At 70.3% G+C, this 22,469-nt stretch carries 28 protein-coding genes; 11 read left to right on the top strand and 17 right to left on the bottom strand.

The genetic code is table 11. The annotated features are described in order from the left end of the window. Window positions 1-73: 73 nt before the first annotated feature. Entirely contained in the window at window positions 74-394 is a 321-nt protein-coding gene (locus Ahu01nite_RS06945; RefSeq protein ID WP_203835570.1) for a type II toxin-antitoxin system PemK/MazF family toxin, read from the top strand. On the opposite strand, the gene Ahu01nite_RS06940 is transcribed toward Ahu01nite_RS06945, so the two are convergent. The 13 genes from Ahu01nite_RS06940 to Ahu01nite_RS06880 all read right to left on the bottom strand — a co-directional run bounded on the left by Ahu01nite_RS06940 (window position 395) and on the right by Ahu01nite_RS06880 (window position 11,740). Beyond that, window positions 395-889: a flavin reductase family protein gene (locus tag Ahu01nite_RS06940; RefSeq protein ID WP_203835569.1), complete on the bottom strand. Its 495-nt coding sequence runs from the start codon at window positions 887-889 to the stop codon at window positions 395-397. It lies immediately after the preceding gene. Beyond that, on the bottom strand, window positions 882-1,415 hold the full coding sequence (locus Ahu01nite_RS06935) for an NADPH-dependent FMN reductase (RefSeq protein ID WP_203835568.1): 534 nt from the start codon (window positions 1,413-1,415) through the stop codon (window positions 882-884). The genes Ahu01nite_RS06940 and Ahu01nite_RS06935 overlap by 8 nt, the downstream gene beginning before the upstream one ends. Before the next feature lie 34 nt (window positions 1,416-1,449). After that, the gene (locus tag Ahu01nite_RS06930) at window positions 1,450-1,878 is read right to left on the bottom strand and encodes a hypothetical protein (protein WP_203835567.1); all 429 of its coding nucleotides are present in this window, start codon (window positions 1,876-1,878) and stop codon (window positions 1,450-1,452) included. Between the two features lie 35 nt (window positions 1,879-1,913). Then, entirely contained in the window at window positions 1,914-2,303 is a 390-nt protein-coding gene (locus Ahu01nite_RS06925; RefSeq protein WP_203835566.1) for a riboflavin kinase, read from the bottom strand. Then, a complete protein-coding gene (locus Ahu01nite_RS06920; protein ID WP_203835565.1) occupies window positions 2,300-3,532 on the bottom strand; it encodes an MFS transporter in 1,233 nt (410 codons plus the stop codon). The genes Ahu01nite_RS06925 and Ahu01nite_RS06920 overlap by 4 nt, the downstream gene beginning before the upstream one ends. Next, window positions 3,532-4,866 (bottom strand): NtaA/DmoA family FMN-dependent monooxygenase, encoded by a 1,335-nt coding sequence (locus tag Ahu01nite_RS06915; protein WP_203835564.1) that lies wholly within the window; start codon window positions 4,864-4,866, stop codon window positions 3,532-3,534. Before Ahu01nite_RS06915 ends, Ahu01nite_RS06920 begins: the two co-directional genes overlap by 1 nt. Beyond that, window positions 4,863-5,516, bottom strand: a complete 654-nt coding sequence (locus tag Ahu01nite_RS06910; RefSeq protein ID WP_239158680.1) for a cysteine hydrolase family protein — start codon at window positions 5,514-5,516, stop codon at window positions 4,863-4,865. The genes Ahu01nite_RS06915 and Ahu01nite_RS06910 overlap by 4 nt, the downstream gene beginning before the upstream one ends. Continuing rightward, window positions 5,513-6,562: an LLM class flavin-dependent oxidoreductase gene (locus tag Ahu01nite_RS06905; RefSeq protein ID WP_203835563.1), complete on the bottom strand. Its 1,050-nt coding sequence runs from the start codon at window positions 6,560-6,562 to the stop codon at window positions 5,513-5,515. The genes Ahu01nite_RS06910 and Ahu01nite_RS06905 overlap by 4 nt, the downstream gene beginning before the upstream one ends. A gap of 37 nt (window positions 6,563-6,599) precedes the next feature. Further along, a complete protein-coding gene (locus Ahu01nite_RS06900; RefSeq protein ID WP_239158679.1) occupies window positions 6,600-7,736 on the bottom strand; it encodes an ABC transporter substrate-binding protein in 1,137 nt (378 codons plus the stop codon). 55 nt (window positions 7,737-7,791) lie between these two features. Continuing rightward, the gene (locus Ahu01nite_RS06895; protein ID WP_203835562.1) at window positions 7,792-8,886 is read right to left on the bottom strand and encodes an ABC transporter substrate-binding protein; all 1,095 of its coding nucleotides are present in this window, start codon (window positions 8,884-8,886) and stop codon (window positions 7,792-7,794) included. A gap of 84 nt (window positions 8,887-8,970) precedes the next feature. Then, the gene (locus Ahu01nite_RS06890) at window positions 8,971-9,834 is read right to left on the bottom strand and encodes an ABC transporter permease (protein WP_203835561.1); all 864 of its coding nucleotides are present in this window, start codon (window positions 9,832-9,834) and stop codon (window positions 8,971-8,973) included. A gap of 85 nt (window positions 9,835-9,919) precedes the next feature. Further along, the gene (locus Ahu01nite_RS06885; RefSeq protein ID WP_239158678.1) at window positions 9,920-10,756 is read right to left on the bottom strand and encodes an ABC transporter ATP-binding protein; all 837 of its coding nucleotides are present in this window, start codon (window positions 10,754-10,756) and stop codon (window positions 9,920-9,922) included. 147 nt (window positions 10,757-10,903) lie between these two features. After that, window positions 10,904-11,740, bottom strand: a complete 837-nt coding sequence (locus tag Ahu01nite_RS06880; RefSeq protein ID WP_203835560.1) for a transglutaminase family protein — start codon at window positions 11,738-11,740, stop codon at window positions 10,904-10,906. A gap of 183 nt (window positions 11,741-11,923) precedes the next feature. Between Ahu01nite_RS06880 and Ahu01nite_RS06875 the strand changes: the two genes are divergently transcribed. Continuing rightward, window positions 11,924-13,537 (top strand): PP2C family protein-serine/threonine phosphatase, encoded by a 1,614-nt coding sequence (locus tag Ahu01nite_RS06875; protein ID WP_203835559.1) that lies wholly within the window; start codon window positions 11,924-11,926, stop codon window positions 13,535-13,537. On the opposite strand, the gene Ahu01nite_RS06870 is transcribed toward Ahu01nite_RS06875, so the two are convergent. Then, the gene (locus Ahu01nite_RS06870) at window positions 13,519-14,205 is read right to left on the bottom strand and encodes a 3-keto-5-aminohexanoate cleavage protein (protein WP_239158677.1); all 687 of its coding nucleotides are present in this window, start codon (window positions 14,203-14,205) and stop codon (window positions 13,519-13,521) included. The two genes, Ahu01nite_RS06875 and Ahu01nite_RS06870, sit on opposite strands and share 19 nt — an antisense overlap. Here Ahu01nite_RS06870 and Ahu01nite_RS06865 point away from each other — a divergent pair. The 3 genes from Ahu01nite_RS06865 (at window position 14,204) to Ahu01nite_RS06855 (ending at window position 16,161) form a co-directional block, all read left to right on the top strand. Continuing rightward, window positions 14,204-14,755 (top strand): hypothetical protein, encoded by a 552-nt coding sequence (locus tag Ahu01nite_RS06865; protein ID WP_203835601.1) that lies wholly within the window; start codon window positions 14,204-14,206, stop codon window positions 14,753-14,755. The two genes, Ahu01nite_RS06870 and Ahu01nite_RS06865, sit on opposite strands and share 2 nt — an antisense overlap. Continuing rightward, window positions 14,752-15,150 (top strand): SLAC1 family transporter, encoded by a 399-nt coding sequence (locus Ahu01nite_RS06860; RefSeq protein ID WP_203835593.1) that lies wholly within the window; start codon window positions 14,752-14,754, stop codon window positions 15,148-15,150. Before Ahu01nite_RS06865 ends, Ahu01nite_RS06860 begins: the two co-directional genes overlap by 4 nt. Before the next feature lie 249 nt (window positions 15,151-15,399). Further along, the gene (locus Ahu01nite_RS06855; protein WP_203835557.1) at window positions 15,400-16,161 is read left to right on the top strand and encodes an SDR family NAD(P)-dependent oxidoreductase; all 762 of its coding nucleotides are present in this window, start codon (window positions 15,400-15,402) and stop codon (window positions 16,159-16,161) included. Here the strand turns inward: Ahu01nite_RS06855 and Ahu01nite_RS06850 are convergent. Then, window positions 16,158-17,291 carry a serine hydrolase domain-containing protein gene (locus Ahu01nite_RS06850; protein WP_239158676.1) on the bottom strand — a complete coding sequence of 378 codons (1,134 nt, stop codon included), beginning with the start codon at window positions 17,289-17,291 and terminating at the stop codon, window positions 16,158-16,160. The genes Ahu01nite_RS06855 and Ahu01nite_RS06850 overlap by 4 nt on opposite strands. Window positions 17,292-17,401: 110 nt before the next feature. Here Ahu01nite_RS06850 and Ahu01nite_RS06845 point away from each other — a divergent pair, with 110 nt between their 5' ends. The 4 genes from Ahu01nite_RS06845 (at window position 17,402) to Ahu01nite_RS06830 (ending at window position 20,636) form a co-directional block, all read left to right on the top strand. Then, complete coding sequence (locus Ahu01nite_RS06845) at window positions 17,402-17,803, top strand: NUDIX hydrolase (RefSeq protein ID WP_203835555.1); 402 nt, start codon at window positions 17,402-17,404, stop codon at window positions 17,801-17,803. A gap of 176 nt (window positions 17,804-17,979) precedes the next feature. Beyond that, the gene (locus Ahu01nite_RS06840; protein ID WP_307794514.1) at window positions 17,980-18,573 is read left to right on the top strand and encodes a DUF3152 domain-containing protein; all 594 of its coding nucleotides are present in this window, start codon (window positions 17,980-17,982) and stop codon (window positions 18,571-18,573) included. A gap of 216 nt (window positions 18,574-18,789) precedes the next feature. Then, window positions 18,790-18,993, top strand: coding sequence for a hypothetical protein (locus Ahu01nite_RS06835; protein ID WP_203835553.1), 204 nt, complete (start codon window positions 18,790-18,792; stop codon window positions 18,991-18,993). Next, the gene (locus Ahu01nite_RS06830) at window positions 18,990-20,636 is read left to right on the top strand and encodes an alpha/beta hydrolase (RefSeq protein ID WP_203835552.1); all 1,647 of its coding nucleotides are present in this window, start codon (window positions 18,990-18,992) and stop codon (window positions 20,634-20,636) included. Before Ahu01nite_RS06835 ends, Ahu01nite_RS06830 begins: the two co-directional genes overlap by 4 nt. Here the strand turns inward: Ahu01nite_RS06830 and Ahu01nite_RS06825 are convergent. Continuing rightward, complete coding sequence (locus Ahu01nite_RS06825; protein WP_203835551.1) at window positions 20,633-21,250, bottom strand: hypothetical protein; 618 nt, start codon at window positions 21,248-21,250, stop codon at window positions 20,633-20,635. The two genes, Ahu01nite_RS06830 and Ahu01nite_RS06825, sit on opposite strands and share 4 nt — an antisense overlap. 50 nt (window positions 21,251-21,300) lie before the next feature. On the opposite strand from Ahu01nite_RS06825, the gene Ahu01nite_RS06820 reads away from it, so the two are divergent. Further along, the gene (locus Ahu01nite_RS06820; RefSeq protein ID WP_203835550.1) at window positions 21,301-21,708 is read left to right on the top strand and encodes an OsmC family protein; all 408 of its coding nucleotides are present in this window, start codon (window positions 21,301-21,303) and stop codon (window positions 21,706-21,708) included. A gap of 35 nt (window positions 21,709-21,743) precedes the next feature. Here the strand turns inward: Ahu01nite_RS06820 and Ahu01nite_RS51300 are convergent, their stop codons facing one another. Next, window positions 21,744-21,878, bottom strand: a complete 135-nt coding sequence (locus tag Ahu01nite_RS51300; protein WP_275411714.1) for a hypothetical protein — start codon at window positions 21,876-21,878, stop codon at window positions 21,744-21,746. Window positions 21,879-21,985: 107 nt separating this feature from the next. On the opposite strand from Ahu01nite_RS51300, the gene Ahu01nite_RS06815 reads away from it, so the two are divergent. Next, a complete protein-coding gene (locus Ahu01nite_RS06815; RefSeq protein WP_203835549.1) occupies window positions 21,986-22,468 on the top strand; it encodes a hypothetical protein in 483 nt (160 codons plus the stop codon). Window position 22,469: the final 1 nt, after the last annotated feature.

Raw genomic sequence — 22,469 nt, 5'->3', positions numbered from 1 at the left:
TCACAGCGCCGCCGGACCGCAATGGTCCGACGGCGCTGACGTCAGGTGATCGCCCCGACGGTACGCTCGGCGCGTGAACCGCGGCGAGATCTGGACCATCGGCAGCCGCACCGACCTGCGCTACCGGGTGATCGTGCTCTCCGCCGACAGCTACAACGAGCGCTCGAACGCGTCGCCGTTCTGCGCCCCGATCGTGCGCCAGCGCGGCGTGACGGAGCTCCCGCCGTACGCGGTGGCCCTCACGGAGCAGGACCCGATCACCGGGGTGGTGGTGATCAACCGCATGCGGCGGCTGCCGGCGTCGATCGGTGCGGAGCGCATCGGCATGGTGACGGGGGCGAGCATGTCCCGCCTCACCGAGGCCGTGCGCAACCTGTTCGAGCTGGGTGACTGACTACGCGGCCGTGCCGCAGAGCCGCTCGTAACCGCCGTTGAAGAACAGCAGCGGCTCGCGCCCCTCGACGGCGTCGAGCTCGACGACCCGGCCGATGGTCAGGTAGTGGTCGCCGGTCTCCAGCTCCTGGTCGAGGCGGCAGTCGATCGAGGCGAGGGCCCCCTCGAGCAGCGGGCTGCCGGTCACGCCGGTCGTCCAGCTGACGCCCTTCCACTTGTCCGTGCCGGTCCGGGAGAACTGCTCGCAGAGCGCCTGCTGGGACGCCTCGAGGATGTTCACGCAGAACGAGCCGGACTGCCGGATCAGCGGGTAGGACGCGGAGCGCCGCGACGGCGAGAACGCGACCAGCGGCGGGTCCAGCGACAGGCTGAAGAACGACTGGCAGGTCATGCCGACCGGGACGCCGTCCACCATCGCGGTGATGACCGTGACACCGGAGGCGAAACCGCCCAGGACCCTGCGGAACTCGCGGCTGGGGATAGGGATCTCAGCCATGGCGGGACTCCGAGAACGAGGAGGAGAGGGCGGCGCGCAGCGCGGGGGCGGCGTCCGCGCCCCAGGCGGCGGCGATCGAGGTCAGCTCGTCCATCTTCGGCATGGTCATGTAGAGCCCGCGGGTCGGGACGCTGGCGCCCAGCTCGACGAGCAGCGGCCGCAGGTAGGCCTCCACGGCGAGGGCGTGCAGGCTGGCCGCGCCGGTCATCACCGGGATGGCGACGACGCCGGCGAGGCCGTTGTTGCCGTAGCGGTCCAGGAACGCCTTGAGCATGCCGGTGTAGGTGGCCTTGTAGGTGGGGGACGCCACGATCAGGATGTCGCTCGCCGCGACCTCCGCGTTCAGCGCCGTGAGCTCCGGGTCCTCCCACGCGAACAGCTTCTCCGCGTGGTCGGCGAGATCGATGACGACCCGCTCGGTCTCGATCCCGTGCCACAGGCCGGTCACGGCGTCCGCGACGGCCTCGGCGGTCTGCAGGGTGCGTGACTTCGGGTTGGGGTTGCCCACCACGATGGCGATCTTCATGAGAGATGGTTCCTTATGTGTGCTGAAGGCTGAGCTAGATCAGGGTCACGAGTTTGCCGTCGGCGAAGAGCCAGATCTCGATGCCGAGATCGCGGGCCGCCTTGGTGCTCCACCCGGCGGGGGTGAACACCTGTGCGGCGGTCTCGCTGACGCAGAGCACGATGCGGCTCTCCGGGAACAGCGCGGTGCGCAGCCAGGTCAGTTTGAACATGTCGGCCATGACCTTGTTGCGCAGCTGCGAGGTGAACTTGCCCTGGTTGCCGATGATCTGGATGAGGATCGAGCAGCTGTCGTCGGCGCCCTCGATCTCGAGCCAGGTGCCGTCACCCAGGTCGATGGAGCGGGGCCGCAGCTCCGTCCCGAAGGTCTCGCTGAGCGCCAGCAACATGCCGCGCTCGACGCTGTCCGGGCCGAAGCGCCGCCAGCCCTTCTCGGTCGTGGTGGGGTCGGCATCCTCCAGCATGCCGCCAAGCCTACGACGTGTCAGGACAGAAGTGATCATCGCGGCTCCCCGTCGCCGAGCCCCGCGAGCAGTTCCCGGCCCCGGCGTTCGTCGGCCTGCATCTGGGTGATCAGGGCATCGATCGAGTCGAACTTGATCTGCCCCCGGATCAGAGTGACGATGCGCACCTGCGCGTGCCGGCCGTACATGTCCTCGTCGACGTCCAGGACGTACGCCTCGGCGGTGCGCCGGTCCCCGTCGAACGTCGGGTTGGTGCCGACCGACAGCAGCGCCGCCCGGTCCGGTCCGCCGTCGAGCGCGAACCAGGCGAGGTAGACGCCGTCCGCGGGGATCGACGCCTCGTCCTCGACGCCGATGTTGGCCGTGGGGAAGCCGAGGTCCCGGCCCCGCCCGGCACCCGTGACAACAGGACCCTTGATCGTCATGAAACTGCTCCCGCCAGGACAGGCGCCTGCCGCCGGGGCAGGGCCGCGATGAGGCCACCTACTGCAAGGAATACGAGCACGGCGAGGACCGCACACGCCGCGGTGTTACCGGCCAGATCGGCGACCGCGAAGACCGAGACCGGCCCGATCGCGGCGCCGAGATCACCGGCGGTGCGGGTGAGACCGACGATGCCACCCGCGGCCTCCGCCGGGTACGCGTCCCCGGTGATCACCCCCGGCAGGATCCCGACGACCCCGGTGCCGACCGAGTACACGACGATCGCCGCCGCGAAACCGGCCGGGACGTGCATCAGGGGCAGCAGGAACAGCCCCGTGGCGGCGGCGATCCCGCCCGGTACCAGCAGCCTGGCCCGGGCGCCCCCGTCCACCCAGCGGCCGACCAGCGGCATCGCCGCGAGGCTGACCAGGGTCCCGGCGGCGGTGGCCAGGCCCAGGGTGAAGGGGGTCAGCCCGCCGGTGCCGTACGCGATGACCGGCACCAGCCCCTGCTCCCCGGCGAACCGGGCGAAGAACGTCGCGAACGACAACCCGCAGAGCGCCACCAGCAGCCACGTACGCCCGGTGCCGCGCCACAGCGAGACCTTCGGTGCCCCGGCGACCGGCGGCGCTGCCGGTGCCGGAGTGGTCCAGTACTGCGTGGCCGGCCGGGCGGCGTCCCAGAGCAGGCACGCCAGCACCGGCACCGCCGCGACCGCGAACGTCCAGGACGGCCCGGCGAACCCGACGACGGCCCCGCCGAGCACCGACCCGATCGCGCCGGCGCTCATCTGCACCACCGTGGCGGTCGCCATGACGGCACCGCGGCGCCCCGGCGGCGAGCCCGCCACCAGCACCGCGAAGCCGATCGTCACGGCCGCCCCGCCGAGGACCCCGGCGATCAGCCGCAGCCCGATCAGGGCTCCGGCCGAATGTGCCAGCCCGGTGCACGCAGTCACGGCGGCCAATGCGATCATTACCGTGCGGAGGTACGGCCGTGCGGCGATCCGGCGCAGGGCGAGCCCGGCCGGGACGTTGGCGACGACCCGACCCACCCCGAACGCGGTCACCACCGTGCCGAGCAGCCCGGCGGCTATGCCGTACCGGTCCAGGAAGAGCGGCAGCACGGGGACGACCACCCCCCAGGTCATCTGCGCTGTCCCGATCAGGGCGCAGAGCAGCACTGTCTGCTCGGCCGTCGAGGAAACCGGCCGAGTATCGGGTTGAGCCATCAGAGCGCTAGGTTCTCGCGCAGAGTTCTACCGGGGTACTTCGGGGCCAGGGCCCCGCGCCGGCGCAGCTCCGGAACCAGCAGTTCCGCGATGTCGCTGTAGCCGTGCGGCATGGCGAGCGGGCTGGACAGCATGTAGCCGCCCCGCGCGCCGGTGGCCGCGAAGTTCTCCTCCAGGTGGTCCGCCAGGGTGGCCGGGTCGCCGCAGAGGGTGTGGTCCATGCCGGTCGCGCTGCGCCAGCCGTGCTCGAAGAACTCGGTCCGGCTCATCTGGTAGTCCTCGCCGTGCTCGGTGATGAGCGTGCCGATCAGGCCACCGGGGGAGGCCTGCGCCTCCAGGGCCTGGCGCTTGAGCTCACCCACCGCGAATGTGGCCGGCAGCTTGGAGAAGTCGATGCCGGCGTTGTGCGAGAGGTACGCGCCGACGGCCTCCTCGCTCCAGAAGCTCAGCACCTCCTCGCGCCGCGCCTGCGCCTCCTCCTTGGTCCGCCCCACGATCATCTGGGTGGCCCAGAGGATACCGACCTTGGCCGGGTCGCGGCCCTGCTCGCTCAGCGCGGTGTCGAGCATCGTGCGGTGCCGCTGCTGCCCGGCGACGCTGCCCCCGAACCCGAAGATCAGGTCGGCGAACCGGGCGGAGGCCGCGATGCCGCGCGGGGAGTTGCCGGCCTGCACGAGCACCGGCGACACCTGCGGGCTGGGTACGCTCGGCAGCGGCCCCTTCACGTCGAAGAACTGCCCGTGGTGGTCGATCGCGTGCACCTTGGCCGGGTCGGCGAACCGGCCCGTCGCGCGGTCCCGGATGATCGCGTCCGGGGCGACCGACGCCCACAACGCCTGGCAGACGTCGATGAACTCTTCCATGCGCTCGTAGCGCAGGCCGTGCTCCATCAGCTTGTCGAAGCCGTAGTTGCCGGCGTCGGCGCTGCGGGTGGAGGCGACCACGTTGAACGCGATCCGCCCGCCGGTGACGTGGTCGAGGGAGTTCAGCAGCCGCGCCACGTAGAACGGGTGCATGAACGTCGAGGAGTACGTCAGGCCGAAGCCGATGTGCTCGGTGGCCGTGGACATGGCCGCGATGATCGGGCTCATGTCGTGGCGGGGCCACTGGATGCCCCACTCCACGGCCGCGTCGATCGAGCCCTGCCACGTGTCCGGGATGCCGGTGCCGTCACCGAAGAAGAGCATGTCGATGCCGGCGCGCTCCGCGGTGCGGGCCAGCTCGATGTACATCCGGGCGTCCGGGAAGTCCAGGCCGACCCAGGAGCCCTCGCGGGCCCATTTGCCCTCGGTGTGCGTGAAGGAGAGGTCGAGCGCGATGTGCATCCCACTCATACCGTCACCTCCGTCCTGGCAGCCGAGAACAGTTCCTTGAGTTCGTCCGACGTGGTCAGCACGGCCACGTTGAGGGCGAGCGATTCCAGGGCGGCGTGGTTCACGTCCGCGTCGTACGCGGCGACCGCGTCCTGCGGGATGAGCACCGGGAACTCGAGCTGGAACGCGTCGGTGGCCGTGGCCGCCACACAGCACTCGGTGGTCAGGCCGCAGACCGCGACCCAGCCGATGCCGGCGTCGCGCAGTTTCTCCTCGAGACCCGTGCCGAGGAAGCCGCTGTAGCCCCGCTTGACCACGCGCAGCTCGTCGTCCTGCGGTGCCATGCCGTACCACTCGGCACCGGGGGTGCCGAGCACGCACGGCTCGCCCGGCCCATACGGTGCGGCGGGGTCACCGCTGCGCAGCCACTGACTGGCCCGCCAGCGGTTGTCCGGCTCGCTGCCGAGCTCCACCCACACCACCGGCACACCGGCGTCACGGGCGGCCGCGACCAGCGCGGCGGTCCGCTCGACCGCACCGGCGACGGCGGGCAGGTCCGGCTGGTAGTCGGCGATCATCTCGGGGTCGGCGAACGAGCGCTGCACGTCCACGACCACCAGGGCGGGCCCCGGCGGCAGCGTCGCGAGCTGCTGGTCGCGCAGGGCACTCATTCCGCTGCTCGCAGTGCGGGCAGCACGATCTCACCGAACGGCAGCAGATCCGCGTGGTAGTCCGGGAAGATCAGCATCAGCCCGTCCAGCTCCGCCTCGTTCGTGATCTGCTGGATGTGCTCGATCACGGTCTCCGGGCCACCGGTGACGTACGGCGTCTGGAACGCCTCGGTGCCCTTCGCGCCGTCGGCCCAGGCCCGCGCGGTGTCGGCCGGGATGCCCCAGGAGGTACGCATGTTGAACAGCGCCTCCTTGTCGAGACCCTCGGAGTAGCGCGCGGCCTTGGCGGCGGCGGCCTCGTCGCTCTCGTCGAGCACGACGGTGAGCATCGAGTACGTCTTGACCGTGCGGCCGTTCTCGGCGGCCATGTCGTGCACCGACCGCGAGAACTCGCCCATCTGCTGCAGGTTGTCGGCGCTGAGGAACGCACCGTCGGCGTACTTCGCCTGGAAGCGGCGGCCCGACTCGGACCGCCCGGCGCTGATGATCGACGGCGTGGTGGCCGGGTGCGGCCGGGACTCGCACTCGTCGAGGGTGAAGAAGTCACTCTTGAACGTGACCTTGTCCTCGGTCCACAGGCGCGTGACGGCCTGGGTCCACTCCTCGGTCATCCGGTAGCGCTCGGCGTGCGAGAGACCCGCGTCCCAGAGTCCCATCTGCTCGAACTCCGCGGCGTACGCGCCGTTGACGATGTTCATGCCCGCCCGGCCACCGGAGATGTCCTGCAGCGTGGTGAACATCTTCGCCGCGATCGCGGGGTGGTGCACGTTGGCGTGCATCGTCGCCCAGATCTTGACCTTGGACGTCGCCTCGGCGAGCGCCGACATCAGCGTCATCGACTCGAGGGTCTGCCCCCAGTGGTCGGTGGTGCCGCCGAAGCCCTTCCACTTGGCCATCGACATGATGAAGTCGAGGCCGATGGCTTCGGCGTCCACCGCGACCTTGCGGTTGTAGGCGTAGGTCGCCTCGGGGTGCGGTGCCGTCTCGGAGAGCATCCAGCCGCCGTTACCGATCGGCAGGAAGACTCCGTACTCTTTTGCCGACATGGTGTCCGGCTCCTTTCTGGATAGCTCTCCGGCACCCTTACGGGGCTGGCCAGATGAGCTTGTCGCCGTCGTAGATGTTCTTGATGAACTCCGGCGAGAACTCGGCCTCGGCCTCTTCGGGCGTGATCTCGGTCTGCGTGTACTCGTTCAGCATGGTCGCCAGCGCCTGTACGTTGCCGTTGTCGATCGTGCCGAGCGGCTTACCGGACTTGAGACTGTCCTTGACGACCTTGGTCTCGGTGTTCCAGATGCCGACGTTCGCCGCCGCGTCGTACCCGTAGCTCGCCGGGTTCGCCTTGTCGAGGTCCGCCGTGAACTTGACGCATTCGGCGGCGTGCTCCGAGCAGTACGCGTACGCGTGCAGTGCCGCGCGGAGCACGTCCTCGGTCGCGGTCGGGTTCGTCTTGGCGAACTCGGGGTTGACCGCCATGGAGCCCAGCGAACCGGGCACCTGGTAGTCCGACGGGCGCCACACCGTCACGTTCTCACCGGCGGCCTTGAGCGCCACCGGCTCGTTGGAGATGAAGCCGGTCAGCGACTTGACCTCACCCTTGGGCAGCACCGACGGGTCGTAGCCGACCACGGTCTGCTGGATGGTGTCGTACTTCGCGCCGGCCTTCATCAGCATGGCCTGCACGCCGACCGGCATGGCGCCCTTCTGGCCCAGCGTGGTGTCGTCGAGCTGCTTGAGGTCCTTGACGTCCGGCATGGTCATCAGGATCTCGAGGTCGACGGTGGAGTACGACGAGATGCCCTGCACCTCGATGTAGTGCGAGTTCGCCGTCAGGATGTCCTGCTGGCTGACCGGGCTGAACGTGACCTGCCCACCGGCGAGCAGCTTGGTGTTCTGGGCAACGTCACCGGTGCCCGCCTGCAGGGTCACGTTCAGGCACAGGTCGTCGAAGTAGCCCAGCTTCTCCGCGGCTGCGTATTCCAGGATCGAAGCCGAAGCCTGCCACTGGTACCCGGACAGGTAGACGATCTCACCGGCTGCCTTGTTCTTCTCGCATCGATCCGCCGAGATCAGCGCCCCGGGGGACTTCTTCGGGGTCGACCCGCCGTCGCCCGACGAGCAGGCGGCGGCGGAGAGGGACAGTACGGCGGTCGCGGCCACGGCCATCGTGGTGCGGATCCGGTTCTTCATCAGCTCGCCTCGGTGTGTTCGGGCCGACATGGTGTCCGGCTCCTTCCTGGATGCGTTACTGGCGCGCCCTATCCGGCGCTGCCCCTTACGGAGCCGGCCAGATCAGCTTGTCGCCGTTGTAGATGTTCTTGACGTACTCTGACGAAAATTCCGCCTGAGCGTCGGTAGATGTGATCTTGGTCCCGGTGTACGTGTTCAGCATGTCCGCGAGGGCCGACACGTTGGCGGTGTCGATGGTGCCCAGCGGGGTGCCCGCCTTGACGCTGTCCCGGATGACCTTGTCCTCGGTCTGCCAGATACCGGTGTTCGACTTCTCGTCGTAGCCGGCGCCGGTCAGGTCGGACGCGGCCTTGACGCACTCGGCGGCGTTGGTCTCGCAGTACTCGAACGCGTGCAGACCGGCGCGGAGCACGTCCTCCACGGCGGTCGGGTTCTTGGCGGCGAAGTCCGGGTTGACGGCCATGGCGCCCAGCGAGCCGGGGACCTGGTAGTCGTACGGGCGCCACACGGTGACGTCCTTGCCGGCGGCCTTGAGCTGGTTGGGCTCGTTGGAGATGAAGCCGGTCAGCGACTTGACCTGACCGCGGGTCAGCACGGTCGGGTCGTAGCCGACGACGACCTGCTTGATCGACTTGTAGTCCGCGCCGGCCTTGATCAGCATGGCCTGGACGCCGACGGGCATGGCGCCCTTCTGGCCCAGCGTGGTGCCGTTGAGCTGCTTCAGGTCGGTGATCGCGGGCTCGGTCATGAGGATCTCGAGGCCCACGTTGGAGTACGACGAGATGCCCTGGACCTTGATGCCGTTCGCGTTCGCCGAGAGCACGTCCTGCTGGCTGACCGGGCTGAACGTGACCTTGCCGGAGGCGAGCAGCTTGGTGTTCTGGCTGGTGTCGCCGGTGCCGGGCTGCATCTTGACGTCCAGGCACAGGGACTTGAAGTAGCCGAGCTTGTCCGCGGCGGCGTACTCGAGGATGGAGGCCGAGGCCTGCCACTGGTAGCCGGAGAGGTAGGTGATCTCGCCGGCGGCCTTGTTCTTGGCGCAGCGGTCGGCGGAGATCGCGGTGCCCGCGGACGCGGCCGGGGTGGCCGAGTCGTCGTCGTCCGAGGAACACGCGGCGACGCTGGTGAGCAGCGCAGCCGACGCGGCCACAGCCATGGCCGTACGGAACCGGTATCGCATTTTGTCGAACACTCCTGATGGGGGGTTATCCGGGCAGGGGACATCCGTCGTCCTGGGTGGACGACTCGGAGAATGGCGCGGTGACTATCCGCCGTTGCCCTGGCGGGACTCGTGCCAGTGCAGGACGCGACGCTCCAGAGCGGTCACGAGCAGCAGCAGCACGGATCCCAGCAGGGCGAGGATCGCGATGGACGCGTAGACGGCGGCCAGCCGGTTCATCGATGATGCCAGGCTGATCGCGGTGCCGAGCCCTTCGGAGGACCCGGCCGCGGAGAGCTCCGCCACAACCGCGCCCACCACGGAGAGCGGGAACACGATCCGCAGCGCCGCGAACAGGTACGGCATCGCCATCGGGATCCGGATGTACCAGAGGGTCTCGAGCCGTGAGGCGTTCACGGTCCGGTAGACCTGCAGGACCGGCTGCGGCACGGCGCGCAGCCCCATCGAGGTGTTGATCAGGATCGGGAAGAAGCAGATCAGGCCGGTCACGATCAGCTTGGGCGCGGCGCCGAACCCGAACGCCACCACGAGGGCCGGCGCGATGGCGACCAGCGGCGTGACGTTGAGGATCACCGCCACCGGCATGATCGCGCGCCGGGCGAGGGGGAACTCGCTGGTGATCACGGCCAGGACGAACGCCGCGACCAGGCCGAGCCCGAGGCCCATGAGCGCTTCCTTGAGCGTCACCCAGGCGTTGTTCACGTAGTAGTCGGCGTCCTCGCGCAGGGTGTCACCGATGTCACCCAGCGGCGGGAGCAGGTAGGGCATCGAGTGCGCGCCCCACGTCCACAGCGTCGCGAGCACCGCGAGCATCAGCACCAGCGGCAGCCACATCCGCGGGTGCAGGAAGCCGAGGCCGGGCCGCCACATCGGGCGGCGCACGGGCGGCGCGACGATCAGTTCGGGTTCCGGCTCGGTCACGGTCAGCACGTCCTCAGCGGCGTTCATGCAGTGCCTACTTGAGGCATGCGCTTCTGGCCCTCGACGGCAAGGCCGTTGGCCACTACCGGGAGGCGTGTCTCGGTGCAGTCGCTCATGCGGCGTTCGCCTGGAAGGCGCCACGGAGACGGTCGCGAACGAGGTCCTCGTAGTGGTGGAACTCGGGCGTCTTCAGTAGCTCCGCCCCGCGGGGGCGCGGCAGGTGTACGTCGATGATGTCGGTGATCCGGCCCGGCCGGGGCGCCATCACCACGATCTTGTCGGAAAGGCGTACGGCCTCGCTCACGGAGTGCGTCACGAACAGCACGGTGGCCTTCAGCTCGTCCCAGAGATCGAGGAGCTGTTCCTGCAGGCTCTCGCGGGTGAACTCGTCGAGGGCGGAGAACGGCTCGTCCATCAGCAGCACGTCGGGGCGCAGCCCGAAGGCGCGCACGATCGCGGTGCGCTGCTGCATGCCGCCGGAGAGCTGGGACGGCAGCTTGTGCATGGCGTCCTGCAGGCCGGCCTTGCGCAGCAGCTCCTCCATCGAGGGGCCGGGGGCCGAGGCCCTGCGCCGGCTCGCGGCGCGGTTGACGCGCAGCGGCAGCGTCACGTTCTTGAGGACCGTGAGCCAGGGCAGCAGGGCGGGTGCCTGGGGGACCAGGCCGAGCATCTTGGCAGCGGCGGCCTCGGCCGGCCGGACTCCGCAGACCCGCACGTCGCCACGGTCGGCGTCCTCGAGACCGGCGACCAGGCGCAGCAGGGTGGACTTGCCGCACCCGCTGGGCCCGATGACGCTGACGAAGCTGCCGGCGGGGACCGTGAGGTCGACGTCGTCCAGGGCGATCAGGTCGGTTCCACCCTTGACGGGGTACACGCGCCGGGCGCCACGCACGCTGATGGACACCGAGCCGCCGGGCACGGTGCCACCGTCGTTAGCTGATGCAGGCAAAGCGGTCTCCAGACAAATCACAATCGTCTATGGAGCCGGAGAGCGTGCGAGGCGAATACGAGGAATGGCGTCGCGAGACTCAAGCTGGGACGAAAGGTAGGGAGGATTTAAGTCGATTCGGAGTAGTTCCGGTTTCCGTATCGTAAATTACACGAGATCGATGACGCTAACCTCCCGGGTCCCCGTAAGAGTGCCGCCCGGAGTGCCCACATAGGTCCCGGAAGTCGGTGCTACGTCTGCGTAATCGCGTCCTATCGCGACGGTGAGATAACCGTTACCGGCCCGCCGGCCGTGACACGGGTCGAACGCGAGCGCCGCCGCCTCGCCCCGGCTCGGGACCAGCACCTCGACCCACGCGTGGGTGCCGCCCTGGCCGATCAGGTGCCCGGAGACGTAACGGGCGGGTATACCGAGGAAGCGGCACAGTGCGAGCATCACGTGGGCCGAGTCCTGGCACACCCCGCGTCCCCCGGCGAGTGCTTGCTCAGCCGTGGTTGAGACGCAAGTCACTCCGTACTCATAGGTTAGTGCCGCATGCGTGAGCGCGCAGATGCGTTCAGCAATCTCTTCGTTGCCGATCCCGGGCGTGGCGCAACGTGAAGCTAATTCCTGAATGGCCTCGCCGGCCGCGGTGAGCCGGGTCGGGCGCAGCACCCGCGGGTCGTGCAGCGCGGCCGCGGGCAGCCGGGGCGGGCCGTCGCCGACCACGCGGTCCAGCGTCGCCGTCAGCCGGAACTCCACCGCCCGCTCGACCCGGGCCGCAGCGACCCGCACCACGGTGTTGCCCGCCGCGTCCACCCGGGACCGCCGCACGTGCTCGGCGCCCAGCACCCGCAGCGTGTGCGAGCGCCGGTAGAGATCGCCGTGCCGGCGCCGCGGCACCACCACCAGGCGTTGCGCGAGCGAGGTCACGGGCGCGTCATAGGCGTACCGGAAGCTCTGCTCCACCCGGTATCCGATGCGCGCTGCGCCGTCGAGGTCCATCAGGCAATGATCCGGTATGGCTGTTTCAGGACGATGACCACGGTCGCCCGTACGGGTGACGTGTGCGACGAAACTCCGCAGGTGGGATGACCCCCGGTGCGTTCGGGTGATGACGACGGCCCTCCCGCTGGCGTATTCAAGGGGGGAAGGTCGCAGGTGGTTCGGGGGGAGACGGGGTTCTGGATGGGTGGCCGGCAGGCGTACGCCGAGGCGGTGCAGTTCGTGGCACCGGCTCCTGAGCCCCCGTCCGGGCCCTGGCTGGCGGTGATCCGCGCGGTCCTGGACGCCATGCCGGGACCGGCGGCCCTGCTCGTCCCGGTGCGTGACCCGTCCGGCCGGCTGATCGACCTCGAATACGTCGCCACCACCCCCGGCGCGGTCCTCGGCGACGGGCGGCTGGGCAGGGAGCTGATCGGCACCCGGATGGCCGAGGAGTTCCCCGGGACCGCCGCCAGCGACCGCTGGGCCGCCTACGCGCGGGTCCTGGAGACCGGCGAGCCCACCGAGACCGGCCCGTTCCAGCACGGCGAGGGCCGGTGGCGGGTCCGCGCCCACCGCGTCGAGGGCGCTCTGCTGATGACCTGGGAGCGGCTCGACCTCAGCCAGGAGGCGGGGCAGCGGATCGCGAGCACCGAACGCCTCGGCAACCTGGGCTGGGCCGAATGGGACCTGGTCAGCGGCGAGACCCGCTGGTCGGAGCAGCTGTACAGGATCTTCGAGCGGGACCCGGCGCTCGGCGCGATGACCCCTGTGGAGACCGACGCGCTGGTGTTCCCCGAGGACCGGCCCGATCGCGACCTCTCGTTGCTGTCCCTGCAGCGCGGCGAAAGCGTCGACGTGACCTTCCGCGTCCTGCTGCACGGCCGGGTCAAACATCTGCGGGCGGTCGCCGACGTGGTCCGCGACACCGCCGGCACCCCGCTGCGCTACTTCGGCATAGTGCAGGACGTGACCGCCCTGGAACAGAGCACCCAGCGCCTGGCCGACGTCGAGAGCCAGCTCGCCGAGCAGGGCCGCAGCCTGGCCGCCGAGCACGCGCTCGCGGCACGCCTGCAGCAGGTAATCCTCCCGGTCCCGCCCGAGCCCCTCGACCTGCCCGGCCTCAAGGTCGCGGTCCGCTATCTCCCGGCCAGCCAGGAGGACCTCGTCGGCGGCGACTGGTACCACGCCGCCGCGATGAGCGACGGCTCGGTGCTCCTCGCCGTCGGTGACGTGGCCGGTCACGGCACCCAGGCCGCGACGACGATGGCCCAGCTGCGCTACTCGCTGCGCGCCCTCGCGGTCACCACCCGCGACCCGGCGGTCCTGCTCGGGCACCTGAACCGGCTCCTGTGTGACCTGTCCGAGGAATCCCGCAACCCGGAGACCACCGCGACGGCGATCGTGGCCCGCTACGACCCGGCCCGCCGCCGCCTGACCTGGGCCCAGGCCGGTCACCCGCCGCCGCTGCTCTCCCGGGCCGGCCGCACGGCCACCCTGCCGCGGCCCTCCGGCCCGATGCTGGGCGTGGTCGAGAACGCCGTCTACGAGGCGGCGGTCCTCGACCTCGCCTTCGGCGACCTGCTCCTGTGCTACACCGACGGCCTCGTCGAACACCGCCGCAACGGCCCCGACGACGGTCTGGCCTCGGTGATCCGCTCGGTCGACGAAGCCGTCGCGGCCGCCCCGGGCCGCCCCCTCGGCGAACTCCTCAGCCGCCTGCGCCAGGCCAACCCCGACGACGACACCTGCATGCTCGCCGTCCGCCCGATCTCCGACCAGACCCGCGACCTGCGCCGTTACGTCCTGGGCCGGTGACGCTCACCCTCCCACACGGCAATGGCCCGTTTCACCAGGCCGGCGTTGCTGCGGGCGGGTGCTCCGGTCTCGTCGGCCAGGGTGTCCTCCAGCCCGATCCGGGTGGGCAGCCCGAGCCGCCCGGCATACCGGATCAGCGGCCAGCACGCCTCATCCTCCCCGTGCAGCAACCGCGGCCCGGCCACCCCGAGCTGCTCCAGGCGTTCCAGAATCAGGTCGGCCACGCTCATCGCCTCGGCGGCGGGCGTGCGCAAAACCTCGATCAACACCTTCTCCACGGGTACGCCCTGCAGCAGCTCGACGTCCGCCCGCGACCACACCCCCGCCTCGGTGGCAACCCCGGCGCCCTCCAGCACGGCAACGGTCTCGTGGAACATCCCCTCACCCAGGTTCACGGACGCGAACGAGGGCCTGCTCGCCTCGGGGAGATCCGCCCACGCGCGTAGGCGCTCCAGGCGTACGGTCGGACTGCCGTCGGTGATCCACAGACCGGTGGTGACCCCCACGGGCGTGCCCGGGCACCGCTCCTTGACGGCCTTGACCGTCGCACCCACCGCAACCGCGTCCAGGGTCTCAGCCCCCGCCGCGTCCCTCGGGTGAATATGGACGGCCTCAGCCCCTGCCGCGACCGCCGCCGCCGCATCCAGAGCAAGTTCCCCAGGCCTCATGGGTACGCCCGCAGCGCGCCCGCCGTTGAGACAAGCCTTCATCCGCCTGATCACCCCGCCACTCTGCCTCACCTGTTCAGGTGGTGCACATAGCGGGCGTGCCCGGCTCCCACCCGTTTCCACTGATCCATTTCGGGTATACCCCGGCCCGCTCCGGCTGGTCTGCTGGCCGGATGACCACCGAGGCGCCACCGACCGCCGCTCGGGGTCGTTCACCGAGGACCGCCGCGACGCGCAGTTCGGCCCGTTCGCCGCGTACGTGCCGGTCATCGGCATCCTGATCGCTACTCATTACACGCAGTACCTGCACGACGTGGCCCGCGTCGCGGTCGTGGTCTTCGTCGTCGCGCTCGGTGTCCTGCTGGCCCAGCTGCTGGCTCACTGGCTGCTGGGCAACCTGCCGGCGGCCGGTCTGCACCCCGGTTACCTGTTGCCGACGGTTGCCGGGCCGTTCATAGCGAGCGTCGGGCTGGGCTCCTGCGGCTGCGTCAGGCCGCCGAGGGCGCGTTCGGCATCGGCGTCTTCCTGTGGGCGGTCATCGGCGCCATGATCTTCAACCGCCTCTTCACCGGCGAACCGCTGCCCACCCCGCTCAAGCCGCTGCTGTCCGTCCTGGTCTCCGCGCCCGCCGCCGGGGGTATCGCCTGGTTCGTGATCGCCCGCGGGCATCTGGACCCGGTCGGTTACCTGCTGCTCGGCATCACATTCCTGATGGTCCTGGTCCAGGTGATCCTCTTCGCCGGCGGCGGCCGGCTCCGCTTCACCCCGGTGTTCTGGGCCTTCACGTTCCCGATCGGCGCCACGGTCAACCTCGTCATCCACTGGCTCGCCGTAGAGGGCTTCCCCGGCTGGCGCGCCTGGTCCTGGTCCCTCGCCGGTCTCGCCACGGCCGCACTGCTCGCGGTGGCAGTCGCCACCGTCGTCATCCGTGATGAGAAGTCATGATCGAACACAGTGTCCCGACCGCCAAGGGGGACCTGCGCGTCGCCGAGCAACCCGGGGCGGGTCCCGCATCTACCGGCGGCTGCTTCCGGAGCTGGCCTACGCGGTGCTGGCCGCAGTGGGACCGGCCGGGCGAGATCGCCGCGCTTCTCTGACCCGCGGGCGTCCCCCTGCGGCGCCGCACCACCCCGGTCACCGGGACACAGACCCCCGCACAGGCACCGGACACCGCGAAGGTCGCATGATCGGGGGATGAGTTCACGAGGTGTGCTGGTGACGGGGGCGTCGCGGGGGATCGGCAGGGCGGTTGCTGGTGCGTTTGCGGCGCGGGGGGATCGGGTGGCTGTTCACTACGGGGCGTCGCGGCCCGAGGCGGAGGAGACGCTCGGGTTGCTGGCCGGCGGAGGGCACATGCTGATCGGTGGAGGGCTTCCCGACGACGCGGAGCGGATCGTCGCCGCGGCTGTGGAAGGGCTGGGTGGTGTCGATGTGCTGGTCAACAATGCGGCCACTGCACCGGCGCCCGCCAACCGGCACGAGATCACCGATGTCTCGTACGCGGACTGGCAGCGCTCCTGGCGCGGCATGCTCGACGTCAACCTGCTCGGCGCCGCGGACGTGACCTACTGCGTGGCCCGGCACCTCATCGCGCGGGGTGCGCCCGGGAGCATCGTCAACGTCGGCTCGCGGGGCGCTTTCCGGGGCGAGCCGGAGTTCCCCGCGTACGGGGCGAGCAAGGCGGCTCTGCACGCGTTCGGGCAGTCGATGGCCGTCGCGCTCGCCCCGCACGGGATCTCCGTCACCTCGGTCGCGCCCGGGTTCGTCGCCACCGAGCGGCAGGCGGCGAAGCTGGCCGGGGACGGTGGCGACGCCGTGCGGGGTCAGAGCCCGTTCGGCCGGGTCGGGACGCCCGAGGAGGTCGCGGCCGCGATCGTGCACCTCGCCGATCCTGCGTCGGCGTGGGCGTCGGGCGCGATCCTGGACGTCAACGGGGCGTCGTACCTGCGTACCTAGAGATTCTTGGAACTGAGCGCGGCCATGATGATGCGCTGCGCCCGGACCGGTTGGTCTCCACCCATTTTCAGGGTGTTGACCGAGTAGACGATGCGGCGGGAGAGGTCCCGGGTCGCGCCCATGCCGTTGTTGTAACCGGGGCGGTCGCCGCTCTTGCCCCAGATCACGGTGCCGCCGAGTTCGAGACGCTGCAGGCCGGCCGAGTAGCCCGCCGGGGTGTCCGTGCCGAACATGGTGATCCCGGCGGGGACGGTGAACATCTCGTCGAGCTGGGGCTCGGGCAGCAGGCGGCCGGAGAAGAGGGCGACCATCAGGCGGTCCAGGTCACCGGCGGTGGAGATGATCGACGCGGCCGACCACTGCAGGGTCGTGTTGGCGAGGGTGACGTCGCGCCAGCCGTCCGCGGTGGCCTCGTAGCCGTGGGCGTGCGGGCCGGGGATGCGGATGTCGTCGCCGGGCGTGCTCGTGCCGGTCAGGTGCAGCGGGCGGATGATGCGGCGGTTCACCTCGTCGGCCCATGTGTGACCGGTGACCTTCTCGACGACGAGCCCGGCCATGATGTAGTCGACGTTGCCGTACCGCTGGTACTCGCCGGGTGTGAACGCCAGGTCCTGGGTCAGGTCGATCTGGCTGCCGGGCGCCCAGTGGTCGTAGCGGTGCTCGAAGAACCAGGCGGGTGTCTTGTGCGGCACGGAGACGTGGTTGAGGCCGCTGGTGAACGTCAGCAGGTTACGTACGGTGATCGGCGCGTAGGACGCGGGCAGGAAACCGGGGACGTACTGCTGGACGGTGCCGTCGAGGCTGAGTTTGCCCTCGGCGGCGAGCTGGAGGACCACGGTGGCGGTGAACACCTTGGTCATCGAGCCGATCCGGAACCTGCTGTCGGCGGCGGGCGGGCGCTCTGAGCGTACTGAAATCCGCCCTGCCGAACCCGACCAGCTGCCGGCGGATCCCCGGACCTGGACCAGGGCGGCACTGGCCTCGGCATCCGGCAGACCGGCCAGGGACGCCTCGAGCGCGGCCGTATCCAGGCCTACCGCCTCCTGCGCGGCTGTGTCGGGGCCAGCCGCGGCCTGCGCGGGTGCGGACGTGGCGACGGCGAGCCCGGCTGCCAGGACAACTGCACTCATGGTGGTACGCAGTAATCGCATGAGCCAGAGCCTGCCGTCCACTGTGTCCTGAGAGACACCCGTGAACCCCCGGAGCTAACCCTGATCCGTGACCCCGAGAGAATACCGGGATGAGCACAGCACCGGCGGTGTCCTGCGCCTTCGTCTGCCACGACGGCCAGGGCCGGATCCTGCTCGCGCGCCGCTCCTCCGGCGCCCGTGACGAGCCGGGCACCTGGGACTGCGGCGCGGGTGCCCTCGAGTTCGGGGAGAGCTTCGAGGATGCCGTCACCCGCGAGGTCGGCGAGGAATACCGGGCGAAACCCCGGGAGATCCGCATGCTGGGGGTCCGCAACGTCGTCCGCCCCGGCTCCCACTGGGTCGCCCTGATTTTTTCAGTACGCGTGGAGCCCGCCGACGTCGTCAACGGTGAACCGCACAAGTTCGACGAGCTCGGCTGGTTCGCCCTGGACGCACTGCCCGTTCCGGTGCACTCACAGCTCGTTGCGACGCTGGATTTGTTCGCCGCCTAGGCAACTTTTTCGCGGGCCCGCCACGTTGTCGGGTCGAGATGATCATTCAGAGACTGCCGGCCGTCCTGGCGCTGTTCCTGACGGCGGCCTGCGCACCCACGCCCTTGTCCGCCCCGTCTTTTCAACCTGCCGCGCATCCGCCTGCCGCGCGCCCGTCCTCTTCTGCTCGCCCTCGGGTGGTTGCGCCGATCACCTACCCCTCGCACGGCTCACGCCGGTGGACGGTCGCCGCGGCACAGTCCGGGCCCGCTGCCGGCCACTCCGGTCAGCTGCTGCGATACCGCGTGGCCGTGGAACGCGACATCAGGGGCCTGACCGCCGCGAGCTTCGCCACGGCGGTCACGACCACCCTCGGCGACAAACGGGGCTGGACCGCCGGTGGTCGCGTGCAGCTGCGCCGGTCCGGGCCGGGGCAGGCCTACGACTTCACGATCTACCTGGTCACGCCCGACACCCGCGACGCGATGTGTGGCGACGTCCCCGACGGCTACACCTCCTGCCGCAACGGCAACAAGGTGATCCTCAACGTCGAACGCTGGACCAAGGGTGTTCCGCACTACGGCACCACCCTCGCGGCCTACCGCCAGTACATGGTCAACCACGAGGTCGGCCACCGGCTGGGCCACGGTCACGAGCGCTGCCCCGGCGAGGGCGAGCCGGCCCCGGTCATGCTCCAGCAGACCCTAGGCCTGCACGGCTGCGAAGCGAACGCCTGGCCGTACGTCGACGGCTCCCTCTATCAGGGCCCGCCCGGCTCCTACGAGAGTTAGCGGCCCGCATCACGTATCGGGTTCCTGACCGGGTCGCCACGCCGGAGCGGGTCGAACCTCCATCGACGACCGTTGTAGCGTGACGGTGGGTGATGGAAATCCATGGGGGAGCGGCGGACTATGACAACTTACGCAAGCCAGACCGATGTTGCGGCACTGGCCACAATGGGAACATCCGTGCAGGCTGTAGCGTCTGCATTCGACAATGTGCACAGGGTGATCGTGGCTGATGACGGGGTGTTCGCGTGGCCGTGCGACGCTACTCTGAGTGATGCTGATCGGGTGTGGGCCGGCTTTCTGGGCCGGCTCGCCGATCAGGTCCGGCGGCTCGGCGCGGCAATGTCAGCGTCGGCCGCCGCCTACCGCGCCGCCGACAGCCGATCCGCCGACCGGCTCAACGCCGCCGGGGCCGGGTTGTGACAGTCACGCTGGACGTGGTGATGGGCACCGACCCGGGCCGGATCGACGCCGAGGCGTATGCCTGGGAGGCGATGGCGGGTGCCCTTGATGACGCCACCGGATCGCTGATCGGCGCCACGCGCGATCTCGGCACCGTGTGGTCCGCCGGCGCCGCGGCGGAGGCCGCAGCCCGGGAAGCCACCCTGTTGCGCGCCGAGGCGTCGAACGCCGTCCTGCCGTGCCGGGCGGTCGCGCGGGCGTTGCACGAGCACGCCGCGACCATCCGCGCCCTCCAGGACACGGTGACGGGCATCGCCGCAGAGGCGAAAGTGGGTGGCTATCGCGTCGACCTGTCCTCGGGAGTCGTCGATGCTGCGGAGGGCGTTTATGAACGGGCGTCCGCGTTGCATTGCATGCCCCAGCGGATCGATGGCTACGTTCACCAGTTGCAGGGGATCGTCGACCGGGCGGCGGAGAGCGACGCGCGCACCTCGGCGGCCATCACCGCCGGGCTGCCCGAGCGGCGGAACGGCTTCGGGTCCGCTCCGGCCGCGACTGTCAGCGAGGATCAGGTGCGAGCCCGGCAGGGCCGCCCGCCCGCCGAGGTGAACCGGTGGTGGCTCGGGCTGAGCCCGGAGCGGCAGGACCAGGCGATCCGTGACTTCCCGCAGCTCGTCGGCGCCCTCGACGGGGTGCCCTGCCGCGACCGCGACGCCGCCAACCGTCGGTGGCTGTCCCGCCGCCTCGCCGATCTTGATGCCGCGCAGGACGCCCTCCGCAACCGGTTGCCACACGTCAGGCCACGGTCGGGGGACGACTACGGGTTGTGGCGGCGGCTCCGGGCGATCGGCAAGGAGCTCGACGGACTCGCCGCGGTGCGAGGTGGGCTGGAGCGGGCGGGGGCGCAGGGTCTGCTCCTCGGTCTCGACACAGCGGGTGACGGGCGAGCGGTCATCGCCGTCGGGGATCCTGACGCCGCGACGCACGCCGCGGTCTGGGTGCCGGGGCTGGGCACCACGATCGGGAACACCCGGGGCAACGTCGAGCGCATGGTCCAGCTCCAGCGCGAAGCATCACGGGCCGGCGAGAGCGTCGCCACCGTGTACTGGCTGGGCTACAACGCGCCGGAGCCCCTGTCGGTTGCCGGAAGCGACCGGTCACGGGCCGGGGCGGCTCCGTACGCCGCGTTCATGCAGGGTCTGCGGGCCACCCACGAGGGGAAACCGGGGCACCTCGTCGCGATGGGACACTCCTACGGCTCGACCGTGGTCGGGGAGGCCGCACTCACCGGGCGCCTGCCGGTCGACGACATCGTGACCCAGGGCAGCCCCGGCGTACACACCGATCTGGCAGCGACCCTGACACCCGATCCCCGCCACGTCTGGATCGGTTCCTCACCCACGGATCCGGTGTCGGCCACCGGCGGCCCGGTCATGGTCCCGATCGTCGGAAGCTTCCTCGCAGCCCTGTACGACGGGGTGCACGGTCCCAGCCCCCAGGCCGCGGAATTCGGCGCGAACGAATACGACGCCGACACCTTCTTCCACCTCCGCTACTGGGACCCCGGCAGCGACAGCCTCCGGAATCAAGCCGCGATCGTGTCCGGTGACTACTCCGCCGTCGACCTCGAACACGGCCAGGCACCACCGGACTGGCCTGGTTAGTCCCGGGAGCCCTCCAGGGTGATCTGTGCACCGGCAGAGGTCAGGCCGACGGTGAGGCACTCCTGGCCCTTGGTGAGGATCCAGCCGGCGGGGCGGCAGTCGCTGGTCCAGCCGCGGGTGCGGGCGTGCGCGCGGAGCTCGGCTTGCAGGTCGGCCGCGGACTGGCCGGGGCGGCCGGTGACGGTGATGTGGGCAGTGCAGACGCCGGTGCCGCAGTCGGCTGCGTCGTGGGGCTCGACGGTGGCGTGCAGACCGGCGGGGAGGGGCAGCACCACATCGCTGCCGCGGAAGAACGGCTCCGGCCTGATCCAGTCCGAGCTCGCGCAGCAGACCAGCAGCAGACTCAGCGAGGCGAGCACCCGGAACGGCCAGACGACCCGCAACCGTGGGCCCGGCCCCAGAGTGCGGCGTTCGACCTCGCGGCCGGCGGCGACCAGAGCGACGGCCAGCACCAGGCCGCCCAGGTTGATCTCCGCCGTGCCGAGCGGGAACGCCCGGACCCCCAGCCACGCCGCCCCGCCCAGCAGCACCAGCGCTGCGGCGACCGGCCACCGGACCCGGCCGCTGCGGGCGATCACCAGCCACACCACCAGAACGACCGCCACCAGCTCCATGAGGGCGATCATCGCGGAGCCCCGCAACCCGCCCGTGTTTGACTGACCACATGAGCTTCGAGGTGCGTACGACGTCGCTGCAGGGCAGCTCCACCGCCGTCGGCTCGGCCGGTGCCTTCACCCTGGTCGTCGACCGGACCGTGGCGGCGGGCGGTGGCGGGCTCGGGTTCAACGGCGGTCAGCTGCTCTACCTGGCCGTTGCCGGGTGCGTCTCCAACGACCTGTTCCGCGAGGCCGACGCGGCCGGCATCACGCTGACCCGCGTCCAGGTGACCGCCCGCGGCGACTTCACCGGCTCCCCGGCGGTCTCCGGCGAGATCACCTACGAGGTCGACCTGGCCGGCGACGCCCCCGCCGAACGCCTGGCCGAACTCGTCGCCCACGTCGACACGATCGCCGAGATCCCCAACTCCCTGCGCCACGGCACGCCCGTACGCCTCGTCGTCGCGGGCGCCTAGCCGCCAACTCCCTGCGCCACGGCACGGCCGGGCGGCTATTCGCTGCGGTTCTCCTGGTAGTCGTGTACGGCCGGGTGCGGGGCGGGGTTGATCCCCGTGTTGCCGCGGCGGACGACGACAGCGACGAGGACCACCAGCAGCAGTGCCAGGACTACGAGCATCGTGACCATGTGACCACCCCCTGCACCGCAGTGTGGGGCCGCGGCGCAAGGGGGCCCGACGCCGATCCGCCGAGCCCGCCGGGCATGATCACCGTTCCGGGACGGGGGGATCCGTAGTGACAGTCGATGCTTTCTGGAGGCGCGTTCCCGAGGAGTCGGTCCGGGGCCGTGCACCGTCGGAGCTGCGGGTGCTGGTGCCGCACTTCCTCGAAGAGGCAGATCAGGAGCGCGGTGTCCTGGTCGGTGTTGAGGACACCGATGCGCTGATCGGAGCGCTGCTGCGGCTGGGCAGCGGTGACAGCCCAGGTGCGAGGCTGTTCAGCGACCTGCCGCCGGACTGGGATGACTACTGGATGATCGGCGTGTTCGACGCCGGCGCGGTGCGGCAGATCGCCGGCGTGTTCAGCCACGCCACCCTTGACGCCTGGGTCTCGCAATACAGTGCCGCCCTCGCCGACGCGGCAACCGGGCTGGGGTATTCCGGCGGACAGCGCGACTGGCTCCTGGAGACGCTGCTCAGTGACGCCCGGGAGGTCGCGGCCCTGTTCATCGCGGCCGCCGCCGAGCATGAAGCGGTTATCTTCCGAGTAGTGGTCTGAG

The sequence above is a fragment of the Winogradskya humida genome, from assembly GCF_016862215.1.
Classification (GTDB): Bacteria; Actinomycetota; Actinomycetes; order Mycobacteriales; family Micromonosporaceae; genus Actinoplanes; species Actinoplanes humidus.
Note: the sequence above shows the minus strand (reverse complement) of the source record. Positions and strands in the feature narration are given on the sequence as shown.

What these genes read in the sequence shown, in the direction of transcription:
- Ahu01nite_RS06825 (WP_203835551.1), bottom strand. Translation starts at nt 21,250, where the DNA reads ATGGAGCTGGTGGCGGTCGTTCTGGTGGTGTGGCTGGTGATCGCCCGC.
- Ahu01nite_RS51300 (WP_275411714.1), bottom strand. Translation starts at nt 21,878, where the DNA reads ATGGTCACGATGCTCGTAGTCCTGGCACTGCTGCTGGTGGTCCTCGTC.
- Ahu01nite_RS06935 (WP_203835568.1), bottom strand. Translation starts at nt 1,415, where the DNA reads ATGAAGATCGCCATCGTGGTGGGCAACCCCAACCCGAAGTCACGCACC.
- Ahu01nite_RS06890 (WP_203835561.1), bottom strand. Translation starts at nt 9,834, where the DNA reads ATGAACGCCGCTGAGGACGTGCTGACCGTGACCGAGCCGGAACCCGAA.
- Ahu01nite_RS06860 (WP_203835593.1), top strand. Translation starts at nt 14,752, where the DNA reads ATGATCTTCAACCGCCTCTTCACCGGCGAACCGCTGCCCACCCCGCTC.
- Ahu01nite_RS06910 (WP_239158680.1), bottom strand. Translation starts at nt 5,516, where the DNA reads ATGAGTGCCCTGCGCGACCAGCAGCTCGCGACGCTGCCGCCGGGGCCC.
- Ahu01nite_RS06925 (WP_203835566.1), bottom strand. Translation starts at nt 2,303, where the DNA reads ATGACGATCAAGGGTCCTGTTGTCACGGGTGCCGGGCGGGGCCGGGAC.
- Ahu01nite_RS06895 (WP_203835562.1), bottom strand. Translation starts at nt 8,886, where the DNA reads ATGCGATACCGGTTCCGTACGGCCATGGCTGTGGCCGCGTCGGCTGCG.
- Ahu01nite_RS06870 (WP_239158677.1), bottom strand. Translation starts at nt 14,205, where the DNA reads ATGAGGCCTGGGGAACTTGCTCTGGATGCGGCGGCGGCGGTCGCGGCA.
- Ahu01nite_RS06855 (WP_203835557.1), top strand. Translation starts at nt 15,400, where the DNA reads ATGAGTTCACGAGGTGTGCTGGTGACGGGGGCGTCGCGGGGGATCGGC.
- Ahu01nite_RS06900 (WP_239158679.1), bottom strand. Translation starts at nt 7,736, where the DNA reads ATGTCGGCCCGAACACACCGAGGCGAGCTGATGAAGAACCGGATCCGC.
- Ahu01nite_RS06905 (WP_203835563.1), bottom strand. Translation starts at nt 6,562, where the DNA reads ATGTCGGCAAAAGAGTACGGAGTCTTCCTGCCGATCGGTAACGGCGGC.
- Ahu01nite_RS06845 (WP_203835555.1), top strand. Translation starts at nt 17,402, where the DNA reads ATGAGCACAGCACCGGCGGTGTCCTGCGCCTTCGTCTGCCACGACGGC.
- Ahu01nite_RS06875 (WP_203835559.1), top strand. Translation starts at nt 11,924, where the DNA reads ATGGGTGGCCGGCAGGCGTACGCCGAGGCGGTGCAGTTCGTGGCACCG.
- Ahu01nite_RS06915 (WP_203835564.1), bottom strand. Translation starts at nt 4,866, where the DNA reads ATGAGTGGGATGCACATCGCGCTCGACCTCTCCTTCACGCACACCGAG.
- Ahu01nite_RS06865 (WP_203835601.1), top strand. Translation starts at nt 14,204, where the DNA reads ATGGGTACGCCCGCAGCGCGCCCGCCGTTGAGACAAGCCTTCATCCGC.
- Ahu01nite_RS06940 (WP_203835569.1), bottom strand. Translation starts at nt 889, where the DNA reads ATGGCTGAGATCCCTATCCCCAGCCGCGAGTTCCGCAGGGTCCTGGGC.
- Ahu01nite_RS06880 (WP_203835560.1), bottom strand. Translation starts at nt 11,740, where the DNA reads ATGGACCTCGACGGCGCAGCGCGCATCGGATACCGGGTGGAGCAGAGC.
- Ahu01nite_RS06850 (WP_239158676.1), bottom strand. Translation starts at nt 17,291, where the DNA reads ATGAGTGCAGTTGTCCTGGCAGCCGGGCTCGCCGTCGCCACGTCCGCA.
- Ahu01nite_RS06920 (WP_203835565.1), bottom strand. Translation starts at nt 3,532, where the DNA reads ATGGCTCAACCCGATACTCGGCCGGTTTCCTCGACGGCCGAGCAGACA.
- Ahu01nite_RS06930 (WP_203835567.1), bottom strand. Translation starts at nt 1,878, where the DNA reads ATGCTGGAGGATGCCGACCCCACCACGACCGAGAAGGGCTGGCGGCGC.
- Ahu01nite_RS06820 (WP_203835550.1), top strand. Translation starts at nt 21,301, where the DNA reads ATGAGCTTCGAGGTGCGTACGACGTCGCTGCAGGGCAGCTCCACCGCC.